Here is a 24,330-nt window from a genome sequence, read left to right on the forward strand (position 1 = left end):
TTATTTTCCTGTTCCTGGTCCTCCACCGCGACTTCCTGAACCTCTAAATGAGGGGATGGTTGAAGGTCCTTTATATGTTCCACCAGTTGATTTGTAGCCTCCATAACAATTTCCGAGGCTATTGTTACATCGTGATTTTTGCTTTTTACCCCAATCATCAACGTCAAGGATTTCATCAAGTATGTAATAAGCCAATAAACCATCAAAGAAACTTGGCCGATAATTATCTCTAACGAATCCAATCGTCGCCACTTCTACTAGTGTGTTTGAGTCATTGTCGCCCTCTGTCAACGATACTATGAAATCGTCATACACAAGAACTTGTTTGCCTTCTTTTAACTCGCTGACTTCATTCGGTTTAATTTGTTCTTGAAGATATGAAGAGACCGAGGGAATGTCTTTCCCCTCTGCCGTGTAGATTCTAGAGACATCTCCAGAATCTATGCTGCTCTCCACAACATCTTCAAGTTGGTATCGATCTTCTACGACTTCTTGAATATCTTTCGTAATGCCGCATGCCGATACGAGTAGAACGAATGCTGTCAACAGAATTAATCCTGTCAGCCTTTTCATCCTTCCACCCCTTGAAGGGGAAAGAGTTATTCTTTCCCCATTTTTTTCTTAAGTTCTGCTAATTCATCATCAATCCCGTTACCTTTGTCTAGTGCATCTAGTTCATCATCAAGAGATCGATTGTCAGAACGCATATCTTCACTTGTTTCCGCTTCTGCTTCATACTGAAGAACCTTTTCTTCCATTCTCTCAAAACCTCGTTTGGAGTCATCGCTACCAACTGAGGACATTGCTCGGTTAATTTTTGTTTTTGTTTTTGCAGATTCAGCACGTGCTTTAAGGCTATCCTTTTTCAGCTTCATTTGACGATGTTCTTCTTTCATTTCATCTAGCTTACTACGGAGTGTATCTGCATCTGCTTTTGCTCGTTCATACGATTCTTTCATCGTCTCTGCTTTCGCTTGATGATCTTTCTTATCTTCAAGAGCTCTTTTCGCAAGTTCATCATTATCTGCTTCAAGTGCTTTCACAGCCTGCTCCTGGCGCTTTTCAACCATAGCATTGGCGTCATCCCATTTTTTCTTAAGCATCTTTTCGTTAGCAATCTGCTTTGCAACAGCCGTTTCAGCCTCACGAATATCTGCTTCCATATCTCTCATAAACTGTTCTAGCATTTTAACCGGATCTTCTGCTTTATCAAGCGCAGCATTCAACTCTGATGACATAAGGGTTTTTACTCGTTTGAACATTTTAAACATTTATTTCATCCTCTCATTTGCTTCCTGCAAGAATTTTGATTTCGTACTCTTCAATTTCATAACCTTTACTAACTTCTACTTCAGTACCCCAAACTTCAACAGACAGAAACTCCTCTTCATCCTCATCTGAGAAGTCATAGTATTCAACATGCTGTCCATTTAGGTTACTACCTCTACCTGTACCGGATACGTGAGCTTTACCACTTTCATCCTGATAGAATTTCGTTCCATCAATCGTAACTTCTTTAGGAATTGGTTTAGAGAGTTTCTCTTTAACCGTTTTGTATATCCCAAGCTCCAGCTCATCATCCATCTCAGCGCTCAACCAAATCGTTGATGTACTTGCCTGTAATTGATAAGCATACCACTTGTACCCCTGATTGTTATACGTAAGCGTTCCTACCACTTCGTAGTCTTCAAGGTCGTAGGTAATGATATCTCCAACCTGAATGTTAAATACTGTGCGGTCCTCTACTTTTGGCTGTTCTTTTTCTTTTTTGCCAAATAACTTTGAAAGAAAACTCACCACTACACCCCCTATCCTATATCTTATTTACGAATTAACTCACTAATAGTTTCACTTTTTTTCAGGTTTGCGATGACTGACCATATGTTCCTCTGACGTTAAATAAAAGTCAAAGGGCGGCCTCTCTTGTAATAGCGCTTTTTTCTCTAACTTATAGAAGCTAACTTTGTAATATGGATCTCCTTCAATAATAGGAAACTCATCTTCTAGCCTTACATATGCATCTACAGCTTTTTGCATCCGGTCGATCCAAAGAGGAATTTCACGGTCTTGCTCTGAAAAAAGCTCGAAAGTTTCCCTGGACATATAAAAAGGAGTAGAGGGAAGACCATGTAAAAAAGGTGCAAGTAAAGTCATATCGATTCGATTATCATTTAGAACGAGTACTTTAAGTGATATCCCTTCCCTCTTTTGATTCGCAAATTCCCCTACAGCCTTACGAATATCATCTAGAGAAACATCGATCACATTATACTCTTTCGATAAATTCTTATCTTTCTCTTTTCTTTTCCTGAATAAGCTCATCACTACCCCTCCTTATTTTTTCGCCTAGGCCCTCTGTTTTCCTTTTCTTTGTAGAAGAAAAAAGCAGCTGAACATCAGCTGCTTGAACATTTGTTAGCTATTTCCTAGCATTTTCTCGGCACTATTGTATTCTAATTCATGTGCTTCTGCTACTGCTTGATACGTTACAAATCCATCCAACGTATTGATTCCTTTAAGTAATGGTTGGTTTTGTAGGCAGGCTTGTTTGTAGCCTTTGTTTGCTAGTTGGATTGCATATGGAACGGTTACGTTCGTTAATGCAATCGTAGACGTACGTGGAACCGCCCCTGGCATATTTGCTACTGCATAATGCACCACACCATGCTTCGTGTATGTTGGATTATCATGAGTCGTAATCTTATCAGTCGTTTGGAATATTCCACCCTGATCGATCGCTACATCAACGATAACAGATCCTGGCTTCATATCTTTAATCATATCTTCAGTAACAAGTTTTGGCGCTTTTGCACCTGGGATCAAAACTGCACCGATAACAAGATCTGATTCTTTCACTGCTTCAGCAATATTAAGGGGATTAGACATCATCGTGTTGATTTCTGTACCAAAAATGTCATCTAGTTGGCGCATACGTTCAGGACTCAAATCCATAATCGTTACATCCGCACCGAGACCCATAGCGATTTTGGCTGCGTTAGTACCTACAACCCCACCACCAATGACAGTAACTTTTCCACGTTTCACCCCTGGGACGCCACCTAGAAGGATACCAAGACCGCCTTTAGGCTTTTCAAGGAACTGCGCACCGATTTGCGCTGACATTCTACCTGCTACTTCACTCATCGGTGTTAGAAGTGGTAGAGAACCATTAGGTGATTGTACTGTTTCATAAGCAATACCAATAACCTTATTTTCAACAAGAGCTCGCGTCAGCTCAGGCTCTGCTGCAAGGTGTAAATATGTAAACAAAATAAGACCTTCACGGAAATAACCGTATTCTTCTGGCAATGGTTCTTTAACTTTCATAACCATTTCCATACTCCAGGCTTCGCTTGCAGTATCAACAAGGTGAGCACCAGCTTCAGTATACTGTTCATCAGTAAAACCTGAGCCAATACCTGCTCCTTTTTCAATATGTACTTCGTGGCCGAAATTTGTAAGACTAAGCACACCAGCTGGGGTCATAGCCACTCTATTTTCGTTGTTTTTTATTTCTACAGGTACTCCGATACGCATTGATAAATCCTCCTTCGACTTTCAAACTATAAATGGAAGGGCTTTTCTCAAAACCTCTATCATCATAACATTCCGATTCCTAATAAGGAACCTTTACTCCGAAAAATTTTGTAACCCTTTTCAACGCACATATTATACTACAAGCATATAGCCTACAGCGGCCATAAACAACCCTCCACATACGCTTACACACAAATAAAAAAGAGCGAGATATTTATGATTTGTAGAAAGCTCTAAGGTTTCATATATAAATGTAGAGAAGGTCGTTAGCGCTCCAAGAAAACCTGTCGATACGGCTGGGCCGAAATCACCTGATCCATATCCGACCCCTAAGAGAAAGCTTCCGATACTATTTACTAACAGAGTCGCAAACGGGAAACGTTTCTTTACATTCAACTTATCTATCAGCAGCGCGATTAAATACCTCATAAGCGCTCCGACAGCACCACCCACGGCAATCATAACCCATTGCAAACTACTTCCCCCTAACGCGTTTCGCAATTATCATTCCGATTACGGCTGCACTAATCCCGATTACTACACTTCCAAAACCATAAAGAAAAGCAGACAAGTACTCACCTGCTTTTACATAAATGAATAGGTCGAGAGAATACGTAGAGAATGTTGTAAAAGAGCCAAGAAGACCTGTCGCGATCAACTTCTTAAACCATTCTGCAAGGTTTTTACTCTCGATATACCGATAAAAAAACCCTAATAAAAACGAACCGACGATATTCACAAGAAATGTTGAAAATGGTATACCGTTCATCAATGTACCAACAGTACTCCGAAGCAATGCTCCAAGCGCTCCACCAACTGCTACAGCGAGACTATACCTCATTACATGGCTCCTTTAATCAATCTTTTTCCATCTTATCGGAACCATTCTTTAAAGTCTACTCACTTCCCCTTTTATCCCATACCCAAGTATAGAGTCTCCCGTTTGCGTCCATCCATCTCAATTCAAAGCGGTCTGCATCTGAATATCCGTACTGCTTTATTTTCTCCACTAATTCTTCTACTCTAGAAAGTTCAGTCACTTGAAGATAATCATATAGTGACTTTACATCTTCCTTTGCTGTTGAACCCTTTTTCACAAAGTTACCTTTCTCAACTTCGTATTCATTAGGACTTGAGAACTCCCATTCATTCTCAACCCCTTCAGCGATAACTGTACACTTAAACATAAAGCTGTTTTGCAACGATGAAGCTTCAGCGTGAAAAGGTATGCACAATAGAATAGTCAGAATTAACGCTAATTTTATCATTCGATCACCTCTTCATTAGCCTCTGAAAAACTCTTCATAATTATTCCTACACTTCTAGATTGCAACATCTTATTTAGCGAACTAAAATAGAGATAAGGACGTTAAAAAGGAGTCTTCATGAATTCAACTAACAAACAGCTTACAAAAATTGAACGATTCGGGCTAGAATCTGTACCCACAAACTTACGTACGACTTCCTGGTATGAATACGCAATGATTCAAATGACAATTTCAGTTAACGCGGGAAATTTCCTTGTCCCAGCTCTTGCAGTCCTTGAAGGCGGATTATCTTTTATGTGGGCTGTCATTTCAACTGTATTAGGTGCGATACTCGCTTTTGTCTTTGTCTCTTTTCTTTCCTTCCCCGGTGCTAGAAAAGGAATTCCCTCACAATATGCCGTCAGGTCTTTTCTAGGCCAAAAAGGAGCACAGTATTTTGCATCACCAGTTCGAACCATCACTTCTCTATATTGGTTCGCGGTACAAACAATTGGCGGAACTTACATGGCTGTAGAATTATTACATCGCGCCTTCTCAATCACACTGCCATTCCTCCCAGTTTCATTACTCTTAGCAACTCTAATGGCGACCCTTGCCTTAGTAGGGTTTAATGCCGTAAAGAAAGCAACTGTCTTTTTACTACCATTGCTTTTTGCAGGAACCATCTCTATGTTGATTGTTTTCTTAACGTCAACCGTTGGAGGCAACACGTTTCCTTCTACTGTATCAAGCAATGAGGCTCCCAAATTCACCACGGTCTTTTTTTATGCAAGCCTGGCCTTTGTTCAATATGTATCAGGGGTGAGTAGTTCTTCCGATATGGCAAGGTATGCACGTTCAGCAAAGCACGCGTTTTTCGGGTTGTTTATAGGGAACTCATTTGGATTTCTCTTCACGGCACTCTTAGGTGCTTACACTGCTTCTGTAGCAGATTCATGGAACCCATTTCTAATCACTAGTCGCTATACTGACTCGACTATTTTGCTCACCTTTATCTTCATAGCAGCTCTTTGTTCGATGTTTACGATTAATATCAGCAATGCCTATACAGGCGGATATAGCCTCCTAAACACGTTTCCTTCTTTAGGAAGAGTGAAGAGTGCCATAGTACTCGGATGCTTTGCTATCGTCCTAAGTGGCTTTCCAACACTTGTGAATGAGGCAGACCAATTCATTTCCTTGCTCGGGGCTTTTGTAATCCCGTTATCCGCTATTATAATTACTGATTTCATTATCTTAAAAAAGGCGCGCTTCACTTCAGAATTATTGTCGAAAATGAATAGCAAAGAAAATGTGATCAACTACGATGGGTTTAGCGCAATCGTTCTCGGTATGTGCTTTTACCTCGTACTACCCGTATCACTCTCACCTGGATTCTTATCGTTTTTTTTCACAGGTATACTCTACCTAACCATCAAGAAAATAAGACTATTGATAAAAAACAAGAAAGTTCATGTGTAGTACATGAACTTTCTGAATCCTAATAGTAGCTCTTTCTGTCTTGCTTAGGAGGGAATTTTTTGCTCTTTTCTTGCTTCATTGCCTCTTCTTGATCGATCACACCGCTTTGATAGGATTGACTCAACTGCTGATGGACCATCATTTCACCACTCTGGTCATATACCAATTCGTCTTTATTCTTATTCAACTCGGGAAAACCTCCTCTGTCAATAAAGTCTTGCTTTTATAGTGTTCCCTACTCACTTGTAAATATTGAAGAATGAAGTCTTTACCATTTCATTAGGAGGGAAGAAAAATGTTTACATTTTATCGAGACAATCGTTTACAAATCGATATCCCTGTTGTTGAACACCTTTGGGAAGACCTAACTCTAAGTGAACAAGAAGAACTTCTACACAGATGGGAACAAATAAGAAGCACGATACCTAATCGAATTATTGAGATTGAGACTTTGATCATGAATAAACAATTTCAGTTGAGCAATGAAGAGAACTTTGATCATTCATGTGATTTGAATTCACAAATTGCTGAATTAGCATCGATCATTAATGATTTATGGCTGTGGTACAGGAAGAGCTTATTGATAACATCTAAGTGAAACAAAAGGCTGCCGAGATTTTTTCTCAGCAGCCTTTTGTTCACTTATTTATTTCTCGAACAACATGAGGTAATTCGGGGAGTATCAACCTTGACATACCTAGTTTAACGGCTCCTGATGAACCTGGTAACGCAAAGATGGCTGTATCCTCCAAAACCCCTCCGATCGCTCGTGATAACATTGCTGGTGATCCGATATCCTCAGTAAAGCTCAACATCCGAAAGAGCTCCCCAAATCCAGTTAACTCCTTTTCAAGCATGCTTTCGATCACTTCATATGTAACATCTCTTTTTGAGATTCCTGTTCCACCATTCAGTAAAATAGCATCGATTTCTTTGTTGTCCACACCATTTTTCACTGTGTTTTTGATGGTCTCTTGATCATCTTTTATAACAACGCGCTCAATAACCTTGTGATTATTCTTACCAAGCATTTCAGATATAAGCATCCCGCTTTTATCTGTTTCAAGCGTTCTCGTATCACTTACAGTTATAATTTGGACGCGAACGGTAGAAGGAGCCGCTGCCTTATGCTCTATATAACTCATATCAAACACCTCGCTCTGATTGAAGCTCCATTAAAAATCGCTTTTGATAGAACTTATGCGCCGCTTCACTAACAGACCTTGTAAACCTGTAATTTAAGCTAGCTCCGATTGCAATACCAAACAAGGGAATACCTTGAATAATTTTCTTTCTCAACATCATTAAGACGGTACCTTTCGCAACTTGCTTCATAGGTCCCTGTAACCAATTTAAGTCGGCGATTTCCTCACTACCTTCATAGAAGTAAGGGTGTTCATGTCCTTGTGACAGTTCTTCTTCAAGTGCCATCCACCCCTGCTTTTGTAGCCCTTTTGGTAACGTTGCCATATGAAATACTTTTAAAGCGATCATCATTTCAGCAGGATAGCTGACTGGATAACCATACGTCATCGCAATTAATTGTACCGTACGTAAATTAATTGCCAAAACGGCTGGTATATCAAGTCCAAGTAAAAGTAAACTTCCTGTACCAGCTAAGCCACCTTGTGCGAGAGACACCATTTTTTGGCGCGCTATTTGTTGATCAGCTATGTATGCAAGTTGATCGACTGATAATTTTTTCATATCCTGAATTTGTTCGATTTCAGGATTATATAACCGCGCATCAGTTAATAAACGATTGCTTGCATCAACTTGAGATTGGGAATTTTGGATAAATGCATGCATATGAAATAAGGCAGAATCGATAATGGAATACATTTTATTTCTTGTTGATGAATCAACTGTATTGATTTGATATTCATACCATTTTTGAAACGTTCGCTCGATATCAGTAGCATGCTGGGCAAAATGTTCTTGTTCCCACTGCTTAATTTCTTCAAGTCTTCTCTCTTCTCGTTCCGTCCATACCAAACACAATCGCTCCCTTCAGTTACGTATATGTCTATATTGTAGCTTTTTACGAGGAAAACTTCCAATATTGCTAAAAAGAAAAGAGCACCTGATAGACAGATGCTCTCGTAACAATTTATTTTGAAAGACGAACCGTGTCTCTCGCAATAACAACTTCTTCATTTGTAGGGATGATAATGACTTTAACTGGAGAGTGAGGATAGCTAATAAACGCTTCTTTTCCTCTAACCTTGTTAAGAGCAGGATCCCAATAAACTCCCATGAACTCTAATCCTCGAAGAACTCTCTCACGTACAGTATCACTATTTTCTCCGATACCCGCTGTGAAGATAATTGCATCTAGCCCTGACATGCGCGCAGCATAAGAGCCGATGTATTTATGAATTCTTGATGTGAACACTTCTAGGGCTAGTTCAGCACGTTCGTTACCAGCTTCAGCTTCAGACGTAATGTCACGAAGATCACTAGAGAAACCAGATACTCCTAGAAGTCCACTCTTTTTATTCAATGTATTCAGTACTTCTTCAGCATTTTGGCCTGTTTTCTCCATAATGAATGGAATTAATGCAGGATCAATATTACCTGAACGAGTTCCCATCGTAACACCAGCTAGTGGAGTAAAGCCCATAGATGTGTCGATGGAATTTCCACCTTCAATTGCTGCAATTGACGCGCCATTCCCAAGGTGACATGAAAGAAGACGAAGCTCTTCTAAAGGTCGTCCTAATAATTCAGCCGCACGCTCTGAAACATACTTGTGGGATGTACCATGAAATCCGTATTTACGAATTCCGAAGTCCTCATAGTACTCATAAGGAAGGCTATATAGGAAAGATTGCTCTGGCATTGATTGGTGAAAAGCTGTATCAAATACTGCAACAGCTGGAACATCAGGCAGGATTTCTTGGAATGCACGGATTCCAACTAAGTTTGCAGGGTTATGCAATGGAGCTAATTCTGATACTTCTTCAATCCCTTTAAGCACGTCATCAGTAATGAGGGCGGAATCATTAAATTTTTCTCCTCCGTGCACAACTCTGTGACCCACGCCTTCAATTTCTTCATAAGATGAGATGATGGAGTGTTCGAACAACTTTTCCAAAAGCATTTTTACTGCAACCGCATGATCGGGAATGTCAGTAATTTCTTTATCTTTTTCACCGTTCACTTCAATTGTAAAAATGGCGTCATCAAGACCGATACGTTCTACAATTCCTTTAGTGATAACAGTTTCTTCCGGCATATTTAGAAGTTGAAATTTCAATGAAGAACTACCGGCGTTGATTGCTATTACTTTCGCCATATGTGACAGCTCCTTTTATACTGTAATTAGCGTACTACACGAAAATAGAAGGGGGATACCCTTCTATCTTTTCACACCTTCCTTATTTAAACACCCTGAATGACTTAATTCAAGATGAAAACCGCTTACATAAAAGTATTCCGCCAATTCAGATTTGTAAACGTTTCAAAACAGCTTTTAGGATAGCTGTTGAAACCACCCATTTATTTGCTGCATCATATTAACCATTGCTTCTCTATTCGAAAATGAAGGAAGTTTTGCCATCATAACCTGTTTTGGTTTTAGGGCTTTCTCTCCTTTTTTCTGAACGACAAGAATACTCTTCGCTTGTGCTTCATTTGCAAAGAGGCTTGTTGGCAGCTGAATAATTCCATGAATGTTTGACCGCTCATTGATTAAGTTCTGGATTCGGTGCCCTTTTTCATCGTTAAACAAGAAGTTAGGAATCATGAAGAAAAGCATTCCCGATTCTTCAGTCATATTGAGGCTCTGCTCAATTAACAAGTGATGGACGTAAGACATTCCTTCTTCAGCTTTAAGGGAATAATTCGCTGCAACTTCCTCATGAGGGTAATAACCAACCGGTAGGTCTGTAACAATTGTATTAACTTGTGGAACATACAAATCCTTAATACTGTCTTGATGTAGAAATTCAACTTGATGCTTCTGTAAGTTTGCATTAATAAAGCCAATATGCAAGAGCAAGTCATCTGCATCCGCGCCATATGATAGAACTTTTTCTGCCTTCAACTGATTTAAAACAGCAGTTAAAAGATTCCCAGTCCCAACAGCAGGATCAAGAACTCTTACCTCATCAAGCTGTAAAACTTCTTTATATTTATTCACCAGAAATCCAATCAGATGAGCTACGCTATCAGGTGTCATCGCATGGTGAGGCTGAATTCCTTTCTTCATGCCTTTTAGTATAGCAAGCTGAATGCCTTTTCGAACCGTCTCTTTTTCCGCACCTTCTAACGTTATCGGTTCATATAGTTTTTCTAGGCGCTCGACTGTCTCAGCATCTAATTCTTCCTGAAGCACAGATTCTTCGAATAAGTTTAAGCCCGTTTCTACAAGTGCTTCTAAATAAGTCAAATTCAATTTATTTTGAATGACCAATGTCGATTCATCAAGTACGCTAAATAGATTTTCTACAGTTAATTCGTTCATTTTTTTGGCCTCCTGCCTATTAGTTCGCCGCCTCTATTGTAAACAGTAAGGAACCGTTTCGCAAATGACATAGTTGTTGAGACTAAAACCGAATGAACGTTGTACTTCAAAAAAAGGGACTCCGATGCTTTCATCGAAGTCCCTACCTGTTAGTCAGCTTGTTTAGCAGCTTCTAGTGCTTTCTCATAATCTGGATGATCAGTTGCTTCACTTACGTATTCTGTGTAGACAACTTCATTCTTACTATTTACAACGAATACTGCTCTTGTTAGCAAGCGAAGCTCTTGAATTGCAACACCGTAACCTTTACCGAACGATAAGTCACGATGATCGGAAAGTGTAATTGCATCCTCAATTCCAGCAGCCCCACACCAGCGCTTCTGAGCAAATGGGAGGTCGGCACTTATTGTTAATACTGATACATTTTCAAGCCCTGCAGCTTGTTCATTAAATTTACGTGTTTGAGCGTCGCAAACCCCAGTATCAAGAGATGGAACAACACTAATAAGGCGTACACCAGAATAATCTTCTAGCGTTTTTTCTGAAAGATCATTTGCAAGTACAGTAAAATCAGGTGCTTTGTCACCTTGTTTTACTTCTTCACCAAGCAGTGTCATTGGTGTTCCTTTAAATGTAATATTAGCCATGTTACTACCTCCTTTATTAGTTGGTCGTATGTACGACTATTTTCATCATATCTGTGACACGTTATTATTTCAAGAAATGTGCTGTGCTCGCTAGAACAAAATAAAACCCGGTGCATATAACGGGTTTAAAATCCAAGATCCTGCTTTTCATCGTTTTGTTGTTGTCCTCTTTGTGAGCGATACTTACTTTGCGAATGATTTCTAGATTGGGATTGCTCCGATTGATTACTTTGATCACTCTTTTGTTTATCTTTTCCTGAACCTTGATTGCCCATGTTTTGAAGCATACTTTGGATTTTTTCGATGGCCTGTGGAGCAAGATCCAAGAGTCGCTCATAAAGATGAGTTGTGTTATCAAGATGGATCATTTTGATGTCACTTCCGCTTACAATCAAAAAGGCGATGGGTGTAATCGAAACTCCACCACCACTTCCCCCACCAAAAGGCTCTCCCTTACTTTGGTCTTTCTGTGACGATTGAGATTGGGATTTGAGCATGAATTCACTTCCACCCGCAGCGAAACCAAAGCCTACTTTCGAAACGGTTAATATCACACTACCATCTGGGGTTTCTACCGGGTCGCCAATGATCGTATTAACATCGATCATATCTTTCAAATTTTCCATTGCTGTTTGCATTAGTCCTTCTATCGGATGCCCAGCCATATTAATGCCTCCTTCGCTTAAACCGTTAAGCCTCTTGAAGCTTTTTTTGAGACTTCAATAATTTAATTACCGCGATCATAGCATGCCCTAGTTTGAACGTTATCATGCATTTGATATATGTCTGGATCGTTTTCATTTCATATATTGGTGTAACGATCAGTTGAGGTACAGCTAACAGGTTCGTGTAGTGAGACAGAATGGCAAACAGCGCTATTTTTGAATTTAACAGAACATCAGCTCCAACTGCGGTCGTTGCTGCGTTCCCAACACCAATATTCGTTTCCCATTGTACCGTCCTAATATTAGTTTTTCTAAGCATAAAAGACGCAGCTGGCTTAGCCTCCATTCCTCTTCTAACCCATTTCTTCACATTTTTTATACCCTTAAGAGGAGAGAAGCTTTTCTGTTCTTCGACTTTTTCTATCAACTCTTCTTCTTTTTGTTCTAATAGATCAATTAAGGGAATTGTCGCAGTATGAGAGATGATGCCAAACAATGCTGAAAAATCAACAACTACTTCTTCAACCGCTCTAGAATGTTCGACCATCACAGTTACTTTCACTGTAGAAAATAAGATTAGCATGATCAAACACAGAAGTAATACCACTACGATGCCGACTGCGATTAGCATGTTTGCCCCTCCACCCTATTATCTTGCAAAAAAATACATATAGAATAAACCTGCCCAAACGAGGCAGGTTTATTCATTGAAACTATTTTTCTTCATGAATGACGATCGTATCTGCAAATATGTCATGGAGACCTTTCTTATGCTTCGTAAAGCCCACCATTATATATCCAACAAAGAGGATGGTCTTACTAATAAATCTTCCAATTCCTTCTCTGAAAATCACTGTCCCCCAAGTTAAACCGGGTGTACCCTCTTTTCTCACGACTAACCCAAAGAGCATCTTACCAAGCGTTTGTGAGAGAAACTTCGTCATCAAAATAAAGTACGCGTAGAAAACGATACCTGTTAACACGCCTTGTAAAGGAAGAAATCCCGGCTCTCCTGGTGGAATATCAAGCCATTTTACAAAAGGTGTGATAAGAATGCCATTCAAGCTCGCAACTACGATTACATCAACTAAATATGCCCAAAAACGCATCCAGAAACCTGCATATCGTATAGCCGTTTCTTCAGAGGATGCTGGAGGGGCAGTATGCACGTTCAAGGTTTCATCCATTTCTGCCTACCTCCTTATTCAGAATATAAATACATGAGCTTTGGTGATGGGGGAGTTGAAAGGAGCTGCTGGATACCAAGCAAGTCTTTTTCAGGTCCCATTAATTTAGCCGCTGTCATCTCAAACAAAGAGTTAAAGCCAAAGCTCTGTTTATACTGAACGACTTTGAGTTTCTTATCTCCAATGTCTTCTCTCATTCCTGCAATCGTATCTTCAAGACCTCCTAATCCATCAACGAGGTCTACATCCTTAGCTTGACGTCCATCATAAATTCGACCATCAGCAAGTTCTCTCACCTGATTCTCATCCATACTTCTTCCTTTGCTAATTACACTAACAAATTGATCATAAGAATTGTCGATCATCGATTGGAGAATGTCACGTTCTTCTTCAGACATTTCGCGATTTGGAGACATGATATCTTTGTATGGGCCACTCTTAATCGTCTCCCACTTTACGCCCACCTTTTCAGCAAGTTCCGAGTAATTCATCGACTGCATGATTACACCGATCGAACCAGTAATCGTGGAAGGACTTGCATAAATCTTATCCGCTGGTGCTGATATATAATAACCAGCAGACGCTGCCATGCTACCCATGGAGACGTAAATCGGTTTATCCGTTTTCTCTTTTAATTCAAGAATCTCATTATAGATCTCTTCACTTTCTACCACTCCACCACCGGGAGTATTAAGTCTTAGGATAATACCTTTTACACTTTTATCTTCACCAGCATGCTCTAAACGCTTTAGAAACACATCATGGTTATAACCTGCTTGGGGCAAAATGCTCGAGCCTTGTGGTGTATCCTGTATGACGCCCTCTACATTTAATACAACGATTTTGTTAAGACTATTGCCTTCTTCAATAACGGTTTCTGCAAATTCATCGGATGAATTTAATTCTTCTTGCCAATTTCCAAAAGCAAGACTTGAAACGACATTGAATCCTATTGAAACAATAATTAGTACAACTGCAATTCCAAGTGCTAGCCATCGTTTTCCATTCATAGTAAGCCTCCTCTGTAGTCTACCTTATGTACGTCTGTGACCTTTTATTGGTTTCATAATTTCGAGAATACCATACAGAATAAGGAACTGCACTACTTTTGGTAGCGTTGTATGAATTCTATACACAAAGAAAAACTAAGCTTGGATCAAAAAACTTAATTTTTTCTTTTTTCTAAATTGAGAGAATGATAAAGTTAAGAAGAAAATCGTTGGAGGAGGAATTCACATGCCAAATCGTCGTAATATATTTTTCTTCTATAAAGAAACAGAAGAACTTCGAACCAAAGTAGAACCACTTAAAGAACTCGCAAGTAAATATGACTTCCACGTAGTTGAAAATTCAAAAGACGCTAGTATCATCGCAAGCATTGGAGGAGATGGGTCTTTTCTTCAGGCAGTGAGAAAAACAGGATTTCGTGAAGATTGTCTATACGTTGGAATCTCTACTGGAGAGCTAGGTTTTTATTGTGATTTCCACATAGATAACCTGCCAGAAATGGTGGAAAACACGTTGTCTGAGGGTATAGAAGTTCGCCGTTACCCTACAATAGAGGTCAATGTGAATGACGAATCATCTTTCTTTTGTTTAAATGAATGCACCATACGATCATCGATTATCAAAACACTTGTGATGAATGTTCATGTGGAAGATTTCCACTTTGAAACATTTAGAGGAGACGGCTTAATCGTTTCAACCCCTACAGGCAGCACAGCATATAGTAAATCAGTGAATGGAGCAGTAGTTGACCCTAAGCTTGCCTGCATGCAAGTAAGTGAGATTGCTTCTCTTAACAATAATCATTATCGAACCCTAGGCTCCCCGTTCCTATTGAGCGACGAGCGAACGCTCTCACTTGAAGTCGTTCAAGACGGTAACGATTATCCAGTTATCGGAATTGACAACGAAGCGCTAAGCATACAACATGCAAAGAAACTAACCATACGTATCCCAGAAAAGCGAATTAAAACTGTAAAATTGAAGGACAACTCTTTTTGGCACAAAGTACAAAGAAGTTTCCTCTAAAGAAAAGCACCGCATACGCGGTGCTTCTTTTAATCTAAATCACAATATTGAATGGTTTCATCGATGATTGTCATTACTGCTTTTGTTCTAAGAATAAGATCAGCATCACATGTGAAGATATCCCGGTTTAACACCGTGAAATCCGCATCCATTCCTTCTTTTATTTCACCACGTTCTTTTTCTTTACCGATCGCAAATGCGCTTCCTTTTGTGAACAAGCATACAGCTTCATAAACGGAGAGCTTTTGCTTGGGATAGTATCCGTCATGAGTGTCATTCGGACGCTTTCGCGTAACAGCAGCATGAATGCCTAAAAGAGGATCAACTGGTTCAATGGGCGCATCTGAACCCCCGGCAACCGCTACACCACTATCGATTAACGTCTTCCATGCAAAAGACCACTCCATCCGCTCTTCACCTAGACGTTCCATCACCCAAGGGAAGTCTGAAGCAACAAACCTTGGTTGAATATCTAAAATAACTGGAAGTTGTTTCAGTCTGTCAACCAAATCCTGATTAATGACTTGAGTATGGATCAATCGATCTCTAAGCCCTTGAGGCGGTGGATATTTCTCGATAGCATCGATCGCATACTCCAAAGCAAGGTCACCAATTACATGTATGGCTACTGGCATATGATGGGCCCTTGCTTTTTGAACAAGCTTCTCTAAACCTTCGACACTGTGAATGGCAACGCCAGAAGTATCAGGTGAGTCATTGTAAGGGATCCTTAATAAGGCTGTACGACCACCTAAAGCACCGTCAGCGAACAACTTCATCGCACCTAATTCAACGTATTCAGTACCATCTCCAAAACCTAATCCCTGTTTTCTCATTTCTTCGATCACTTCATGGTGGACGAGTAAGTTTGCTCTGAATTTACGCGTACCGTTAATAACATTTAGAAACGTTTTGTAAGTACGAGTAAAACCACCATAGTAGTTCAAGTCTTCACTATGGCCTCCTGTTACCCCTTTTGAAACAAGATCATCAACGGAAGACGTTAGTGCTTTCTCGAGGAACGAAAGGCTTACTTCCGGCATAGCATCTTTGACTAGCTCTTGAGCTTTATCAAGAAGGTAACCTGTCGCGCGGCCATCATTGTCCCTCATGATGACCCCACCTTCAGGGTCCGGGGTTTCATCTGTAATTCCTGCTAGGTCCATCGCAATCGAATTAGCAAGTATGGCATGTCGACATACTCTTGTTAGCATCATTGGGTTATTAGGTGCAATCCGATCTAATTCATCTCTATGAAAGATCTTTCGATCGCTAAAGTTATTCTCGTTCCAACCCTCTCCTATGATCCACTCATCAGGAGCTGATTCATTTGCTTTCTCGATCAGTAAACGTTTCATCTCTTCAGCAGAATCAACTTGAGACAAATCTAGTCGAAGGAGCTTCTCACCATGGCCAATCATGTGAAGATGACTATCTACAAAGCCTGGAATCATGACATTTCCTTTTAGATCATGCCAGGAATGAATGTTTTTCCCAAATTCGTTGGTAAGCTCTGAGAAGGTCCCTGTTTTCACAACCTGGCCACCTTCTGTATAAACAGCTTCAACTGTATCCACCTCATTGATGAGGGTATAGATTTTTCCACCAAACCAAAGCTTCCCCACTGAAATTCTTCCCTTCTTTATGTAAGATGACAATTGTGCATCAATTGTATCATTCCACTCCTATACTGTGAATCTTCTGGATTTTCATACTCTACTCTTTGTAGTATTTTTTCTCATGATACAATAAGGAGTACGATTATACTTAGTAAGAAACATTTGTGAAAGTGAGGGCAACTCTTTGAAGAAGAAAATATTATTTACGGGCGGTGGCTCTGCAGGTCACGTTACGGTAAACCTGGCATTAATTCCTCGTTTTCTAAAAGAAAATTGGGATGTTCATTATATTGGGTCCATAAATGGCATTGAACGTGAACTGATCGAACCAGTGAATGGCGTAACCTATCATCATGTAGCAACAGGTAAACTGCGACGCTATTTTGACTGGAAGAACTTTAAGGATCCATTCAAAGTTGTTAAAGGAGTAGGGGAAGCATTCGCTATAATTAGACGAGAAAAACCTTCTATTATTTTTTCTAAAGGGGGATTTGTTTCAGTCCCAGTGGTAATCGCTGCGAAGTTGAACAGAGTTCCGGTGATCATTCATGAGTCAGACCTAACACCTGGGCTCGCTAATAAAATAGCCATACCTTTTGCATCGAAGGTTTGCACCACTTTCCCAGAGACCGTAAAGCACCTACCTGAAAGCAAAGCCGAGTACATTGGCGCTGTCGTTAGAGATGAGCTGAAGCAAGGGAAGAGAGATGCAGGGTTAACTTTCGCTGGTTTTGATGGGAGAAAGCCTGTCATGTTAATCATGGGAGGAAGCCTTGGAGCGAAGAAAATTAATGAAGCTGTTAGAAGTAAGCTCGATGAACTACTTCGTACATTCGATATCATTCACCTTTCAGGAAAAGGGCAGGTAGATGACTCGATTCAACAAAAAGGATATCAACAATATGAGTATGTCTCTGAAGAGCTTCCTGACTTATTGAAAATGGCAGACCTAATTGTTTCACGAGCAGGGTCCAATTCAATCTTTGAGTTTCTTGCTCTTAAGAAACCAATGTTACTCATTCCACTATCAAGAGCAGCTAGCCGAGGCGATCAAATACTAAATGCACAGTCATTTCAAAAGTCTGGCTATGCGAACGTACTCCTTGAAGAAGACCTTTCTCCTGAGTCGTTTATGACAGCGGTTGAAGAAACCTACTCAAACAGAAATAAATACATCATTGCGATGGAAGAAGATAATGCCGGCGATCAAGCAAGCAAAATAGAGCAATTGATTAAAGCTAACGCGAAAAAATAAAGATTTCACTTGGACGATTAAGTCTTATACATCCATTACAAAAGTCGAAGAGGACCAAATTGGTCCTCTTCGTTATGATTATACGCTTTGTTTTTCTTTTTGACGTAGTTCGATCCTGCGTATTTTTCCTGACGTCGTTTTTGGAAGTTCCTCTATAAATTCAATCTTGCGAGGATATTTGTAAGGTGCCGTTAAGTCCTTCACGTGTTGTTGAAGCGTTTGAACGAGTTCGTCCCCTGCTTGTGAACTGTCCTTAAGAACGATATAGGCTTTAACAATATTACCACGGATTTCGTCTGGGCTTGCGACAACTGCGCACTCTCTAACTGCAGGATGCTTCACAAGAGCATCTTCAACTTCGAATGGTCCGATCGTATATCCAGAACTGATGATGATGTCATCTCCTCTTCCTTCGAACCAGAAGTAGCCATCTTCGTCTTTTGAAGCTTTATCACCAGTTAGGTAGTAATCTCCTCTAAACGCCATTTGAGTTCTCTCTTCGTCTTTGTAATACCGTTTAAACAACGCTGGAACATCTTTGTGAACAGCAATATCACCAACTTCTCCTACTTGAACCGGTTTGCCATCTTCATTTATGATTTCAACTTGATTCCCTGGAGTAGGCTTCCCCATTGAACCAGCTTTCACTTCCATGCCCTTAGTAATTCCAACAAGAAGCGTATTCTCGGTTTGCCCATACCCATCTCGCACATCGATGTTAAAACACCTTCTGAACGTATCGATCACTTCTCGGTTGAGCGGCTCACCGGCAGATACTGCACTTCTTAACGCAGGTAGATTGTATTTATCTAAACTATCGACTTTTGCCATTAGACGATATTCAGTTGGCGTACAACAGAGAACATTGATTTCATATTCGCTTAGGAAACTTAAATACGTCTCTGGCTCGAACTTACCGCTATATAAGAACCCAGTAGCTCCACTACACAATGTCGCCACAAAAGGACTCCAGATCCATTTTTGCCAACCAGGACCTGCAGTTGCCCAAACGTTATCTCCTTCTTGAATATCTAACCAAGACTTTGAAGAAGTTCTCAGATGTGCATAAGCCCACCCATGACTATGTACGACACCCTTTGGATTTCCGGTAGTACCTGATGTATAGGACAGAAAAGCCATATCGTCACGCGCAGTCTTAGCCGCTTCGAAATAAGCGCTTTCATTTAGAGATTCGCCTAAAAGGGAAGTCCATCCGTTCACTTCTTGACCGACTGTGAACTTCAGCTTAAGGGAAGGAGCTTCCTTTTCAATTCCTTCAAAAGCCTCATAAAGTGCCGAGTCACATATTACCGCTTTTGCCTCAGCATGATTGATTCGGTAGATTAAGTCTTTTTGACGTAGCATCTCAGATGACGGGATAACGACAAGTCCTGCTTTTAAACAAGCAATATACACTGCGTATGTATCGATTTGTCTCGGCATCATAATCAATACTCGATCTTGGCTAGTAAGACCTTGAGCTGTTAATGCGTTCGCAATCCTATTTGCTTTTTCAATTAGTTCTTTATATGTAATTTCACTGTACTTTCCATCGCCACTTCTCCACCTTAGGGCGAGCTTTGATTCATCTGTTGAAAATTTCTCAATTTCACTTGTAAGGTTGTAAATTTCTGGTGCGATTAAATTTTGCAAATTAATTCCTCCTTTGGCATCAATAGTTTCATTATACACAAAAGTTAAAAGGTTTTGAATATTTACAAAGCACCTTTCTTTATACACCATTTTTTTCCTCACCAACAAAAAAAGACGGAAGAAGCATGATGCTTCTTCCGTTAGCCACATATATGAAATTATTTACCGCTGTATTGCTGTTCTGATTGTTGTACAAGACGCTTCGTAATCTCGCCACCAACAGATCCGTTTTGACGAGAAGAGCTGTCTGGACCAAGGTTCACACCAAATTCAGTAGCGATTTCATACTTCATTTGATCAAGAGCTTGCTGTACTCCAGGTACGATAAGCTTGTTTGTATTTGCCAAGGTAATCACCTCCTTGACACTATCCTGTGATAGATAAGGTGGTGCTATCCTCATTAAGTTATGGTAGTAACGCTAAAAGCTGGAAATCTACAGAAGATCGTTAAACTCTTCCTCTTTTTCTTTAATAATGATCGTTTCTACACCTGCAACGGCTTCTTCTACTAATTCATCCACTGGCAAGTACTTCTCAAATTTATTGGCATGCTCTCGTTTAGGCCTTGTTTTAGGTGCTTCTGGTAAAAAGACTGTACAGCAATCTTCATAAGGCCTGATTGAAATATCATACGTATCAATTGCTCTTGAAATATTCATAATGTCGACCTTATCCATTGAAATCAATGGACGAAGAACAGGATAATTGGTCACTTCATTTATCGTATTCATACTTTGAATTGTCTGACTCGCTACCTGTCCGAGACTTTCGCCTGTTGTAATAGCTAATGCCCCGGTTTGTTCTGCGATTCTTTCAGTAATACGCATCATCATTCTTCTCATGATCGTCATACTATAGTTGTCTGGCATTTCTTTCTGAATCGTTTTTTGTGTGTTAGTGAATGGTACGATGTGAAGACGTATATCGCCACCATATTGAGCAAGTACCCTTGTAAGGTCTTCAACCTTCTGTCTAGATCGTTCACTCGTGAAAGGAGGACTATGGAAATGAACAGCCTCTACCTTAACCCCTCGTTTCATTGTGAGGTAACCGGCTACAGGACTATCGATTCCACCAGATAACATAAGCATGACTTTATTATCATGATTTGTAGGGAGACCTCCTGCACCTTCTGAATGGTCACAACTAATAAACGCACCATCGCTCTTAATTTCAACGCGCAGTTCACTATCAGGATTGTGTACATCTACCGTTAAATCTTCCGTATTTCGAAGTACGTACCCTCCGATTTCCCTATTCATGTCTTGAGAGCGATGAGGAAACTGCTTATAAGGGCGCTTAACAGTTACTTTAAATGTCTTGATTCCATTCTTTTGTTGATCACGAATTAGTTCTAATGACTTTTCTTTAATTTCTTCTAAATCATGGTCTGTTCTGATCGCTACACTTAGCTTCTGAATCCCAAAAACTGTTTTAAGTTTTGCTAAAACAGGATCAGGGTCATGCCCATTAAGTTTAACTACCATCCTGTCAAATGATTGCGTAACGATGATACCTTGAAAATCTGTAGTAACTTGTTTAACTCTTTTCTTAAGAGAATTTACAAACCCTTTTCGATTTTTACCTTTTAAAGCTATTTCTCCATATCTAACAATTATATGATCATACATTATTAATACCTCATTACTTGTTTTAGTTTATGAATTGCTTTTTTTAACTCGACAAGAAAAACTTCAATTTCTTTCTCTGTTGATTGAAATGATAAACTAATGCGGATTGCTGATCGTGCTCTCGCATTAGATACACCGAGTGCGGTTAGGACGTGACTTGGCTCTGCGGTTTTAGAAGAACATGCAGAACGTGTTGAAACGAATATATCTTTTTCTTCTAGAGCGTGTATCAATACTTCTGGTTTTATGCCTGGTATTGAGAAATTAGTAATATGAGGTGCGCTGTTCCTCGGAGTGTTAATAACTACCTCATTGATTGCACCGAGCTCGTTTTGCAGCTTCGATTTTAAATGATGTAATTTCTCACTATTGGATTGAGATTGTTGTAAATACAGTCTGAGCGCTTTGGCAGTTGCTACAATTCCAGGAACATTTTCCGTACCTGAACGCACTTCCTTTTCTTGTCCTCCACCTGAAAGCAGAGGAAACAAAGATACATTTCTTCGTTTATACAACAACCCATTTCCTTTTAACCCATGAAATTTATGTGCTGAGTATGATACGAGGTCTACTGTATCTGGAATAGGTAATGAAACCTTACCAATGCCTTGCACATCATCTATATGAAACAATGCTCGGGAGTTTTCTTTAATGATCGTTCCTAGTTCTTTTATCGGTTGAATCGAACCAACCTCATTGTTAACGTGCATGAGGGAAACAAGGATCGTATCTTTCGTAAGTGCTTCAGCGAGATCACTTTTAGAAACTTGACCGTCACTTCCAACCGGAAGATAAGTTACATTAAAGCCCATTTTCTCAAGTTGGCGAAACGACTCCATACATGATGCATGTTCTATTTGGGAGGTGATCAAGTGTTTGCCACGGTTCATATGCTCGAATGCCGTTCCCTTAATCGCTAAGTTATTACTCTCAGTCCCACCTGATGTGAAAACTACCTCATCAGAATCAATCTGGAGCAATGACGCTATACTTCCTCTTGCTTGTCTTACTAATCGCTCCACTTCTCCACCTTTTCTATGAAGAGATGAAGGATTTGCATAATAATCAAGCGCAGTTTTCCTGAACGCTTCGATAACTTCATCATAGGGTTGTGTTGTGGCACTATTATCCAGATATATCATATTATGACACCCTCAGTCGTGATTATTTTCCAACTAATAATCTTACCATAGGCTAAACCATTAGCCAAACAAAACACCGTTCAACAATCTATTATTTTCATTATAGGTTGATGGTCAATTTTCCCAATATGCATGAACCCTTATCAACATTGAGTTTTAATTATTAGAATTTTAAAACATTTACAACTTTGTTATGTTTTGTCGATAAATTGTGTTAATATGAAGTCCGAAAATTAGGAAATGTCGTTTAATGATCTGGAGGACAAGTTATGGAAGCAAAGTTATCAAAAAAGGAAACGTTTACAATTGGGTTAATGCTCTTTGCACTTTTTCTTGGTGCTGGAAATATGATATTTCCCCCAGCACTTGGTCAAAGTGCAGGAGAGAATATCGGTGAAGCAATAATTGGTTTCTTAATTACGGGTGTCGGACTGCCATTGCTAGGTGTTACTGCAATTGGTTTGACTGGTGGTAGCTTGAAAGATATCGCATCAAGAGTTCACCCTAGTTTTGGTTTATTATTTACAGCGATACTTTATTTAGCCATCGGTCCATTTTTTGGGATACCACGAACAGGCACCGTTGCATTTGAAATTGGGGTCGTACCTTTCTTAAGTGAAACAGTGAATCCAACTGGACTACCATTAGTCATATACACCTTAATCTTTTTTGGGTTTACTTTCTGGTTTGCTCTTAACCCAACTCAGCTGGTAGATCGAATTGGTAATATCCTAACTCCACTATTAATTGTGGTACTTGGTAGTTTGATCATTGGAGCATTCGTTAGCTTGCCTAATGACCTTTCAACGCCAGCGGAAGGGTATCAAAGCGGCGTATTCTTTAAAGGATTCTTAGATGGATACCTCACAATGGACGCGATTGCTGCGCTGGTGTTCGGTATCGTAATTATAAAAGCAGTGAATGATCGTGGGGTTACAAACAAAAAAGTGGTAGCTTTTTCAGTCTTAAAAGCTGGTTTGCTAGCTGCGTTAGGTTTAACGATCATTTATTTATCACTCGCGTTCATAGGAGCTTCTAGTCTTGATGTTGTTACTTCGGCAGAAAATGGTGGAGTCATCTTATCTAACGTTGCGAATTACCTTTATGGAACATTTGGAACCGTACTTCTTGGAGCAGCTATTACATTCGCTTGCTTAACGACTTCAATTGGTCTTGTAACCGCATGTGGAGAGTACTTTTCAAAGGCATATCCAAAACTTTCTTATAAAATGGTTATTCTAATCGTTACGGTCTTTAGTGCATTTATAGCAAACCTTGGGCTAACTCAGCTCATTGCCTTTACTGTTCCTGTCTTAATCGCCATCTATCCGATTGCGATCATATTAATCTTTTTAACTTTTATTAACTATATCATTCCACTGCATCATTACATTTACAAGTGGGCTATTTTCCTTACAGTTATAGTTAGTATTCCTAAAGCTCTTGAAGGTGCAAACCTACCGATTCCTGGCTTAGAGTTCTTGCATTACTTGCCACTATACAGTGAAGGAATAGGATGGTTGATCCCTGCATTAGCAGGTATTCTGATCGGTGTCATCACAGCTTCAACTGACCGTCAATCAACAAACGCAGGCTAACTAGCCTGCGTTTTTCTTTTATAAGAATGTCATATTTATATCCCTTTAACATTGTATAGGAGGGATTTCCGCTCCAGGATGCTCGCTTTCCGCGGGGCGGGCGATGAGCCTCCTCGTCGCCAAAAACGTTCCTGTGGGATCTCACCTGTCCCGCTCATCCCGCAG

General features: G+C 39.9%; 28 protein-coding genes. 5 read left to right on the plus strand and 23 right to left on the minus strand.

The window, feature by feature from the left end; genetic code table 11:
* The 8 genes from LCM09_RS03520 to LCM09_RS03555 all read right to left on the minus strand — a co-directional run bounded on the left by LCM09_RS03520 (position 1) and on the right by LCM09_RS03555 (position 4,805).
* Positions 1 to 573 carry a DUF4247 domain-containing protein gene (locus tag LCM09_RS03520; RefSeq protein WP_224878734.1) on the minus strand — a complete coding sequence of 191 codons (573 nt, stop codon included), beginning with the start codon at positions 571 to 573 and terminating at the stop codon, positions 1 to 3.
* A gap of 26 nt (positions 574 to 599) precedes the next feature.
* Positions 600 to 1,271 (minus strand): PspA/IM30 family protein, encoded by a 672-nt coding sequence (locus LCM09_RS03525; protein WP_224878735.1) that lies wholly within the window; start codon positions 1,269 to 1,271, stop codon positions 600 to 602.
* Between the two features lie 13 nt (positions 1,272 to 1,284).
* Entirely contained in the window at positions 1,285 to 1,797 is a 513-nt protein-coding gene (locus LCM09_RS03530; protein ID WP_224878736.1) for a DUF4178 domain-containing protein, read from the minus strand.
* 51 nt (positions 1,798 to 1,848) lie between these two features.
* On the minus strand, positions 1,849 to 2,322 hold the full coding sequence (locus LCM09_RS03535; protein ID WP_224878737.1) for a DUF3939 domain-containing protein: 474 nt from the start codon (positions 2,320 to 2,322) through the stop codon (positions 1,849 to 1,851).
* Between the two features lie 93 nt (positions 2,323 to 2,415).
* Positions 2,416 to 3,537 (minus strand): alanine dehydrogenase, encoded by a 1,122-nt coding sequence (gene ald / locus LCM09_RS03540; RefSeq protein ID WP_224878738.1) that lies wholly within the window; start codon positions 3,535 to 3,537, stop codon positions 2,416 to 2,418.
* A 132-nt stretch (positions 3,538 to 3,669) separates the two neighbouring features.
* A complete protein-coding gene (locus tag LCM09_RS03545; RefSeq protein ID WP_224878739.1) occupies positions 3,670 to 4,011 on the minus strand; it encodes a fluoride efflux transporter FluC in 342 nt (113 codons plus the stop codon).
* 1 nt (position 4,012) lies between these two features.
* Positions 4,013 to 4,378, minus strand: a complete 366-nt coding sequence (gene crcB, locus LCM09_RS03550) for a fluoride efflux transporter CrcB (protein ID WP_224878740.1) — start codon at positions 4,376 to 4,378, stop codon at positions 4,013 to 4,015.
* Between the two features lie 55 nt (positions 4,379 to 4,433).
* Positions 4,434 to 4,805, minus strand: coding sequence for a hypothetical protein (locus LCM09_RS03555; protein ID WP_224878741.1), 372 nt, complete (start codon positions 4,803 to 4,805; stop codon positions 4,434 to 4,436).
* Positions 4,806 to 4,922: 117 nt separating this feature from the next.
* Here LCM09_RS03555 and LCM09_RS03560 point away from each other — a divergent pair, with 117 nt between their 5' ends.
* Positions 4,923 to 6,266, plus strand: coding sequence for a purine-cytosine permease family protein (locus LCM09_RS03560; RefSeq protein WP_224878742.1), 1,344 nt, complete (start codon positions 4,923 to 4,925; stop codon positions 6,264 to 6,266).
* A gap of 19 nt (positions 6,267 to 6,285) precedes the next feature.
* Here the strand turns inward: LCM09_RS03560 and LCM09_RS03565 are convergent, their stop codons facing one another.
* Positions 6,286 to 6,453: a hypothetical protein gene (locus tag LCM09_RS03565; protein WP_224878743.1), complete on the minus strand. Its 168-nt coding sequence runs from the start codon at positions 6,451 to 6,453 to the stop codon at positions 6,286 to 6,288.
* A gap of 108 nt (positions 6,454 to 6,561) precedes the next feature.
* Here LCM09_RS03565 and LCM09_RS03570 point away from each other — a divergent pair, with 108 nt between their 5' ends.
* Positions 6,562 to 6,864: a hypothetical protein gene (locus tag LCM09_RS03570; protein WP_224878744.1), complete on the plus strand. Its 303-nt coding sequence runs from the start codon at positions 6,562 to 6,564 to the stop codon at positions 6,862 to 6,864.
* A 40-nt stretch (positions 6,865 to 6,904) separates the two neighbouring features.
* On the opposite strand, the gene LCM09_RS03575 is transcribed toward LCM09_RS03570, so the two are convergent.
* From LCM09_RS03575 to sppA, 9 genes are all read right to left on the minus strand, one after another.
* Positions 6,905 to 7,411: a MogA/MoaB family molybdenum cofactor biosynthesis protein gene (locus LCM09_RS03575; protein WP_224878745.1), complete on the minus strand. Its 507-nt coding sequence runs from the start codon at positions 7,409 to 7,411 to the stop codon at positions 6,905 to 6,907.
* Between the two features lies 1 nt (position 7,412).
* Entirely contained in the window at positions 7,413 to 8,261 is an 849-nt protein-coding gene (locus LCM09_RS03580) for an EcsC family protein (protein WP_224878746.1), read from the minus strand.
* Positions 8,262 to 8,376: 115 nt separating this feature from the next.
* Positions 8,377 to 9,564: an acetate kinase gene (locus LCM09_RS03585; protein ID WP_224878747.1), complete on the minus strand. Its 1,188-nt coding sequence runs from the start codon at positions 9,562 to 9,564 to the stop codon at positions 8,377 to 8,379.
* Between the two features lie 177 nt (positions 9,565 to 9,741).
* The gene (locus LCM09_RS03590) at positions 9,742 to 10,734 is read right to left on the minus strand and encodes a class I SAM-dependent methyltransferase (RefSeq protein WP_224878748.1); all 993 of its coding nucleotides are present in this window, start codon (positions 10,732 to 10,734) and stop codon (positions 9,742 to 9,744) included.
* 149 nt (positions 10,735 to 10,883) lie between these two features.
* Positions 10,884 to 11,381: a thiol peroxidase gene (tpx, locus tag LCM09_RS03595; protein WP_224878749.1), complete on the minus strand. Its 498-nt coding sequence runs from the start codon at positions 11,379 to 11,381 to the stop codon at positions 10,884 to 10,886.
* Between the two features lie 125 nt (positions 11,382 to 11,506).
* On the minus strand, positions 11,507 to 12,046 hold the full coding sequence (gene ytfJ / locus LCM09_RS03600) for a GerW family sporulation protein (protein ID WP_224878750.1): 540 nt from the start codon (positions 12,044 to 12,046) through the stop codon (positions 11,507 to 11,509).
* Between the two features lie 25 nt (positions 12,047 to 12,071).
* A complete protein-coding gene (locus LCM09_RS03605) occupies positions 12,072 to 12,677 on the minus strand; it encodes a hypothetical protein (protein WP_224878751.1) in 606 nt (201 codons plus the stop codon).
* An 82-nt stretch (positions 12,678 to 12,759) separates the two neighbouring features.
* Positions 12,760 to 13,233: an RDD family protein gene (locus LCM09_RS03610; RefSeq protein ID WP_224878752.1), complete on the minus strand. Its 474-nt coding sequence runs from the start codon at positions 13,231 to 13,233 to the stop codon at positions 12,760 to 12,762.
* A gap of 14 nt (positions 13,234 to 13,247) precedes the next feature.
* Positions 13,248 to 14,243, minus strand: a complete 996-nt coding sequence (gene sppA, locus LCM09_RS03615) for a signal peptide peptidase SppA (RefSeq protein WP_224878753.1) — start codon at positions 14,241 to 14,243, stop codon at positions 13,248 to 13,250.
* Positions 14,244 to 14,469: 226 nt separating this feature from the next.
* Here sppA and LCM09_RS03620 point away from each other — a divergent pair, with 226 nt between their 5' ends.
* Complete coding sequence (locus tag LCM09_RS03620) at positions 14,470 to 15,267, plus strand: NAD kinase (protein WP_224878754.1); 798 nt, start codon at positions 14,470 to 14,472, stop codon at positions 15,265 to 15,267.
* A gap of 29 nt (positions 15,268 to 15,296) precedes the next feature.
* On the opposite strand, the gene LCM09_RS03625 is transcribed toward LCM09_RS03620, so the two are convergent.
* Positions 15,297 to 16,892 (minus strand): amidohydrolase, encoded by a 1,596-nt coding sequence (locus LCM09_RS03625; protein ID WP_224878755.1) that lies wholly within the window; start codon positions 16,890 to 16,892, stop codon positions 15,297 to 15,299.
* Positions 16,893 to 17,070: 178 nt separating this feature from the next.
* Here LCM09_RS03625 and murG point away from each other — a divergent pair, with 178 nt between their 5' ends.
* Complete coding sequence (murG, locus tag LCM09_RS03630) at positions 17,071 to 18,141, plus strand: undecaprenyldiphospho-muramoylpentapeptide beta-N-acetylglucosaminyltransferase (protein WP_224878756.1); 1,071 nt, start codon at positions 17,071 to 17,073, stop codon at positions 18,139 to 18,141.
* A 78-nt stretch (positions 18,142 to 18,219) separates the two neighbouring features.
* Here murG and mbcS read toward each other — a convergent pair whose 3' ends face one another.
* The 4 genes from mbcS to LCM09_RS03650 form a co-directional block, all read right to left on the minus strand.
* Positions 18,220 to 19,800: an acyl-CoA synthetase MbcS gene (gene mbcS / locus LCM09_RS03635; protein ID WP_224880059.1), complete on the minus strand. Its 1,581-nt coding sequence runs from the start codon at positions 19,798 to 19,800 to the stop codon at positions 18,220 to 18,222.
* Between the two features lie 152 nt (positions 19,801 to 19,952).
* Entirely contained in the window at positions 19,953 to 20,141 is a 189-nt protein-coding gene (locus LCM09_RS03640) for an alpha/beta-type small acid-soluble spore protein (protein WP_224878757.1), read from the minus strand.
* Between the two features lie 87 nt (positions 20,142 to 20,228).
* Positions 20,229 to 21,425 (minus strand): tRNA uracil 4-sulfurtransferase ThiI, encoded by a 1,197-nt coding sequence (gene thiI / locus LCM09_RS03645; protein ID WP_224878758.1) that lies wholly within the window; start codon positions 21,423 to 21,425, stop codon positions 20,229 to 20,231.
* Positions 21,426 to 21,427: 2 nt separating this feature from the next.
* Positions 21,428 to 22,567 carry a cysteine desulfurase family protein gene (locus LCM09_RS03650; RefSeq protein WP_224878759.1) on the minus strand — a complete coding sequence of 380 codons (1,140 nt, stop codon included), beginning with the start codon at positions 22,565 to 22,567 and terminating at the stop codon, positions 21,428 to 21,430.
* A 269-nt stretch (positions 22,568 to 22,836) separates the two neighbouring features.
* Between LCM09_RS03650 and brnQ the strand changes: the two genes are divergently transcribed.
* The gene (gene brnQ, locus LCM09_RS03655) at positions 22,837 to 24,165 is read left to right on the plus strand and encodes a branched-chain amino acid transport system II carrier protein (RefSeq protein WP_224878760.1); all 1,329 of its coding nucleotides are present in this window, start codon (positions 22,837 to 22,839) and stop codon (positions 24,163 to 24,165) included.
* Positions 24,166 to 24,330 lie beyond the last annotated feature (165 nt).

This window comes from Guptibacillus algicola, from assembly GCF_020171805.1.
GTDB classification, from domain to species: Bacteria; Bacillota; Bacilli; order Bacillales; family Guptibacillaceae; genus Guptibacillus; species Guptibacillus algicola.

Bases quoted from the DNA above. Each gene is read 5' to 3' on its own strand.
- LCM09_RS03605 (WP_224878751.1), bottom strand. From the start codon at position 12,677: ATGCTAATCGCAGTCGGCATCGTAGTGGTATTACTTCTGTGTTTGATC.
- LCM09_RS03520 (WP_224878734.1), bottom strand. From the start codon at position 573: ATGAAAAGGCTGACAGGATTAATTCTGTTGACAGCATTCGTTCTACTC.
- LCM09_RS03555 (WP_224878741.1), bottom strand. From the start codon at position 4,805: ATGATAAAATTAGCGTTAATTCTGACTATTCTATTGTGCATACCTTTT.
- LCM09_RS03535 (WP_224878737.1), bottom strand. From the start codon at position 2,322: ATGAGCTTATTCAGGAAAAGAAAAGAGAAAGATAAGAATTTATCGAAA.
- LCM09_RS03585 (WP_224878747.1), bottom strand. From the start codon at position 9,564: ATGGCGAAAGTAATAGCAATCAACGCCGGTAGTTCTTCATTGAAATTT.
- LCM09_RS03570 (WP_224878744.1), top strand. From the start codon at position 6,562: ATGTTTACATTTTATCGAGACAATCGTTTACAAATCGATATCCCTGTT.
- LCM09_RS03560 (WP_224878742.1), top strand. From the start codon at position 4,923: ATGAATTCAACTAACAAACAGCTTACAAAAATTGAACGATTCGGGCTA.
- ald (WP_224878738.1), bottom strand. From the start codon at position 3,537: ATGCGTATCGGAGTACCTGTAGAAATAAAAAACAACGAAAATAGAGTG.
- thiI (WP_224878758.1), bottom strand. From the start codon at position 21,425: ATGTATGATCATATAATTGTTAGATATGGAGAAATAGCTTTAAAAGGT.
- LCM09_RS03620 (WP_224878754.1), top strand. From the start codon at position 14,470: ATGCCAAATCGTCGTAATATATTTTTCTTCTATAAAGAAACAGAAGAA.
- crcB (WP_224878740.1), bottom strand. From the start codon at position 4,378: ATGAGGTATAGTCTCGCTGTAGCAGTTGGTGGAGCGCTTGGAGCATTG.
- tpx (WP_224878749.1), bottom strand. From the start codon at position 11,381: ATGGCTAATATTACATTTAAAGGAACACCAATGACACTGCTTGGTGAA.
- brnQ (WP_224878760.1), top strand. From the start codon at position 22,837: ATGGAAGCAAAGTTATCAAAAAAGGAAACGTTTACAATTGGGTTAATG.
- LCM09_RS03525 (WP_224878735.1), bottom strand. From the start codon at position 1,271: ATGTTTAAAATGTTCAAACGAGTAAAAACCCTTATGTCATCAGAGTTG.
- ytfJ (WP_224878750.1), bottom strand. From the start codon at position 12,046: ATGGCTGGGCATCCGATAGAAGGACTAATGCAAACAGCAATGGAAAAT.
- sppA (WP_224878753.1), bottom strand. From the start codon at position 14,243: ATGAATGGAAAACGATGGCTAGCACTTGGAATTGCAGTTGTACTAATT.
- LCM09_RS03650 (WP_224878759.1), bottom strand. From the start codon at position 22,567: ATGATATATCTGGATAATAGTGCCACAACACAACCCTATGATGAAGTT.
- LCM09_RS03610 (WP_224878752.1), bottom strand. From the start codon at position 13,233: ATGGATGAAACCTTGAACGTGCATACTGCCCCTCCAGCATCCTCTGAA.
- LCM09_RS03575 (WP_224878745.1), bottom strand. From the start codon at position 7,411: ATGAGTTATATAGAGCATAAGGCAGCGGCTCCTTCTACCGTTCGCGTC.
- LCM09_RS03590 (WP_224878748.1), bottom strand. From the start codon at position 10,734: ATGAACGAATTAACTGTAGAAAATCTATTTAGCGTACTTGATGAATCG.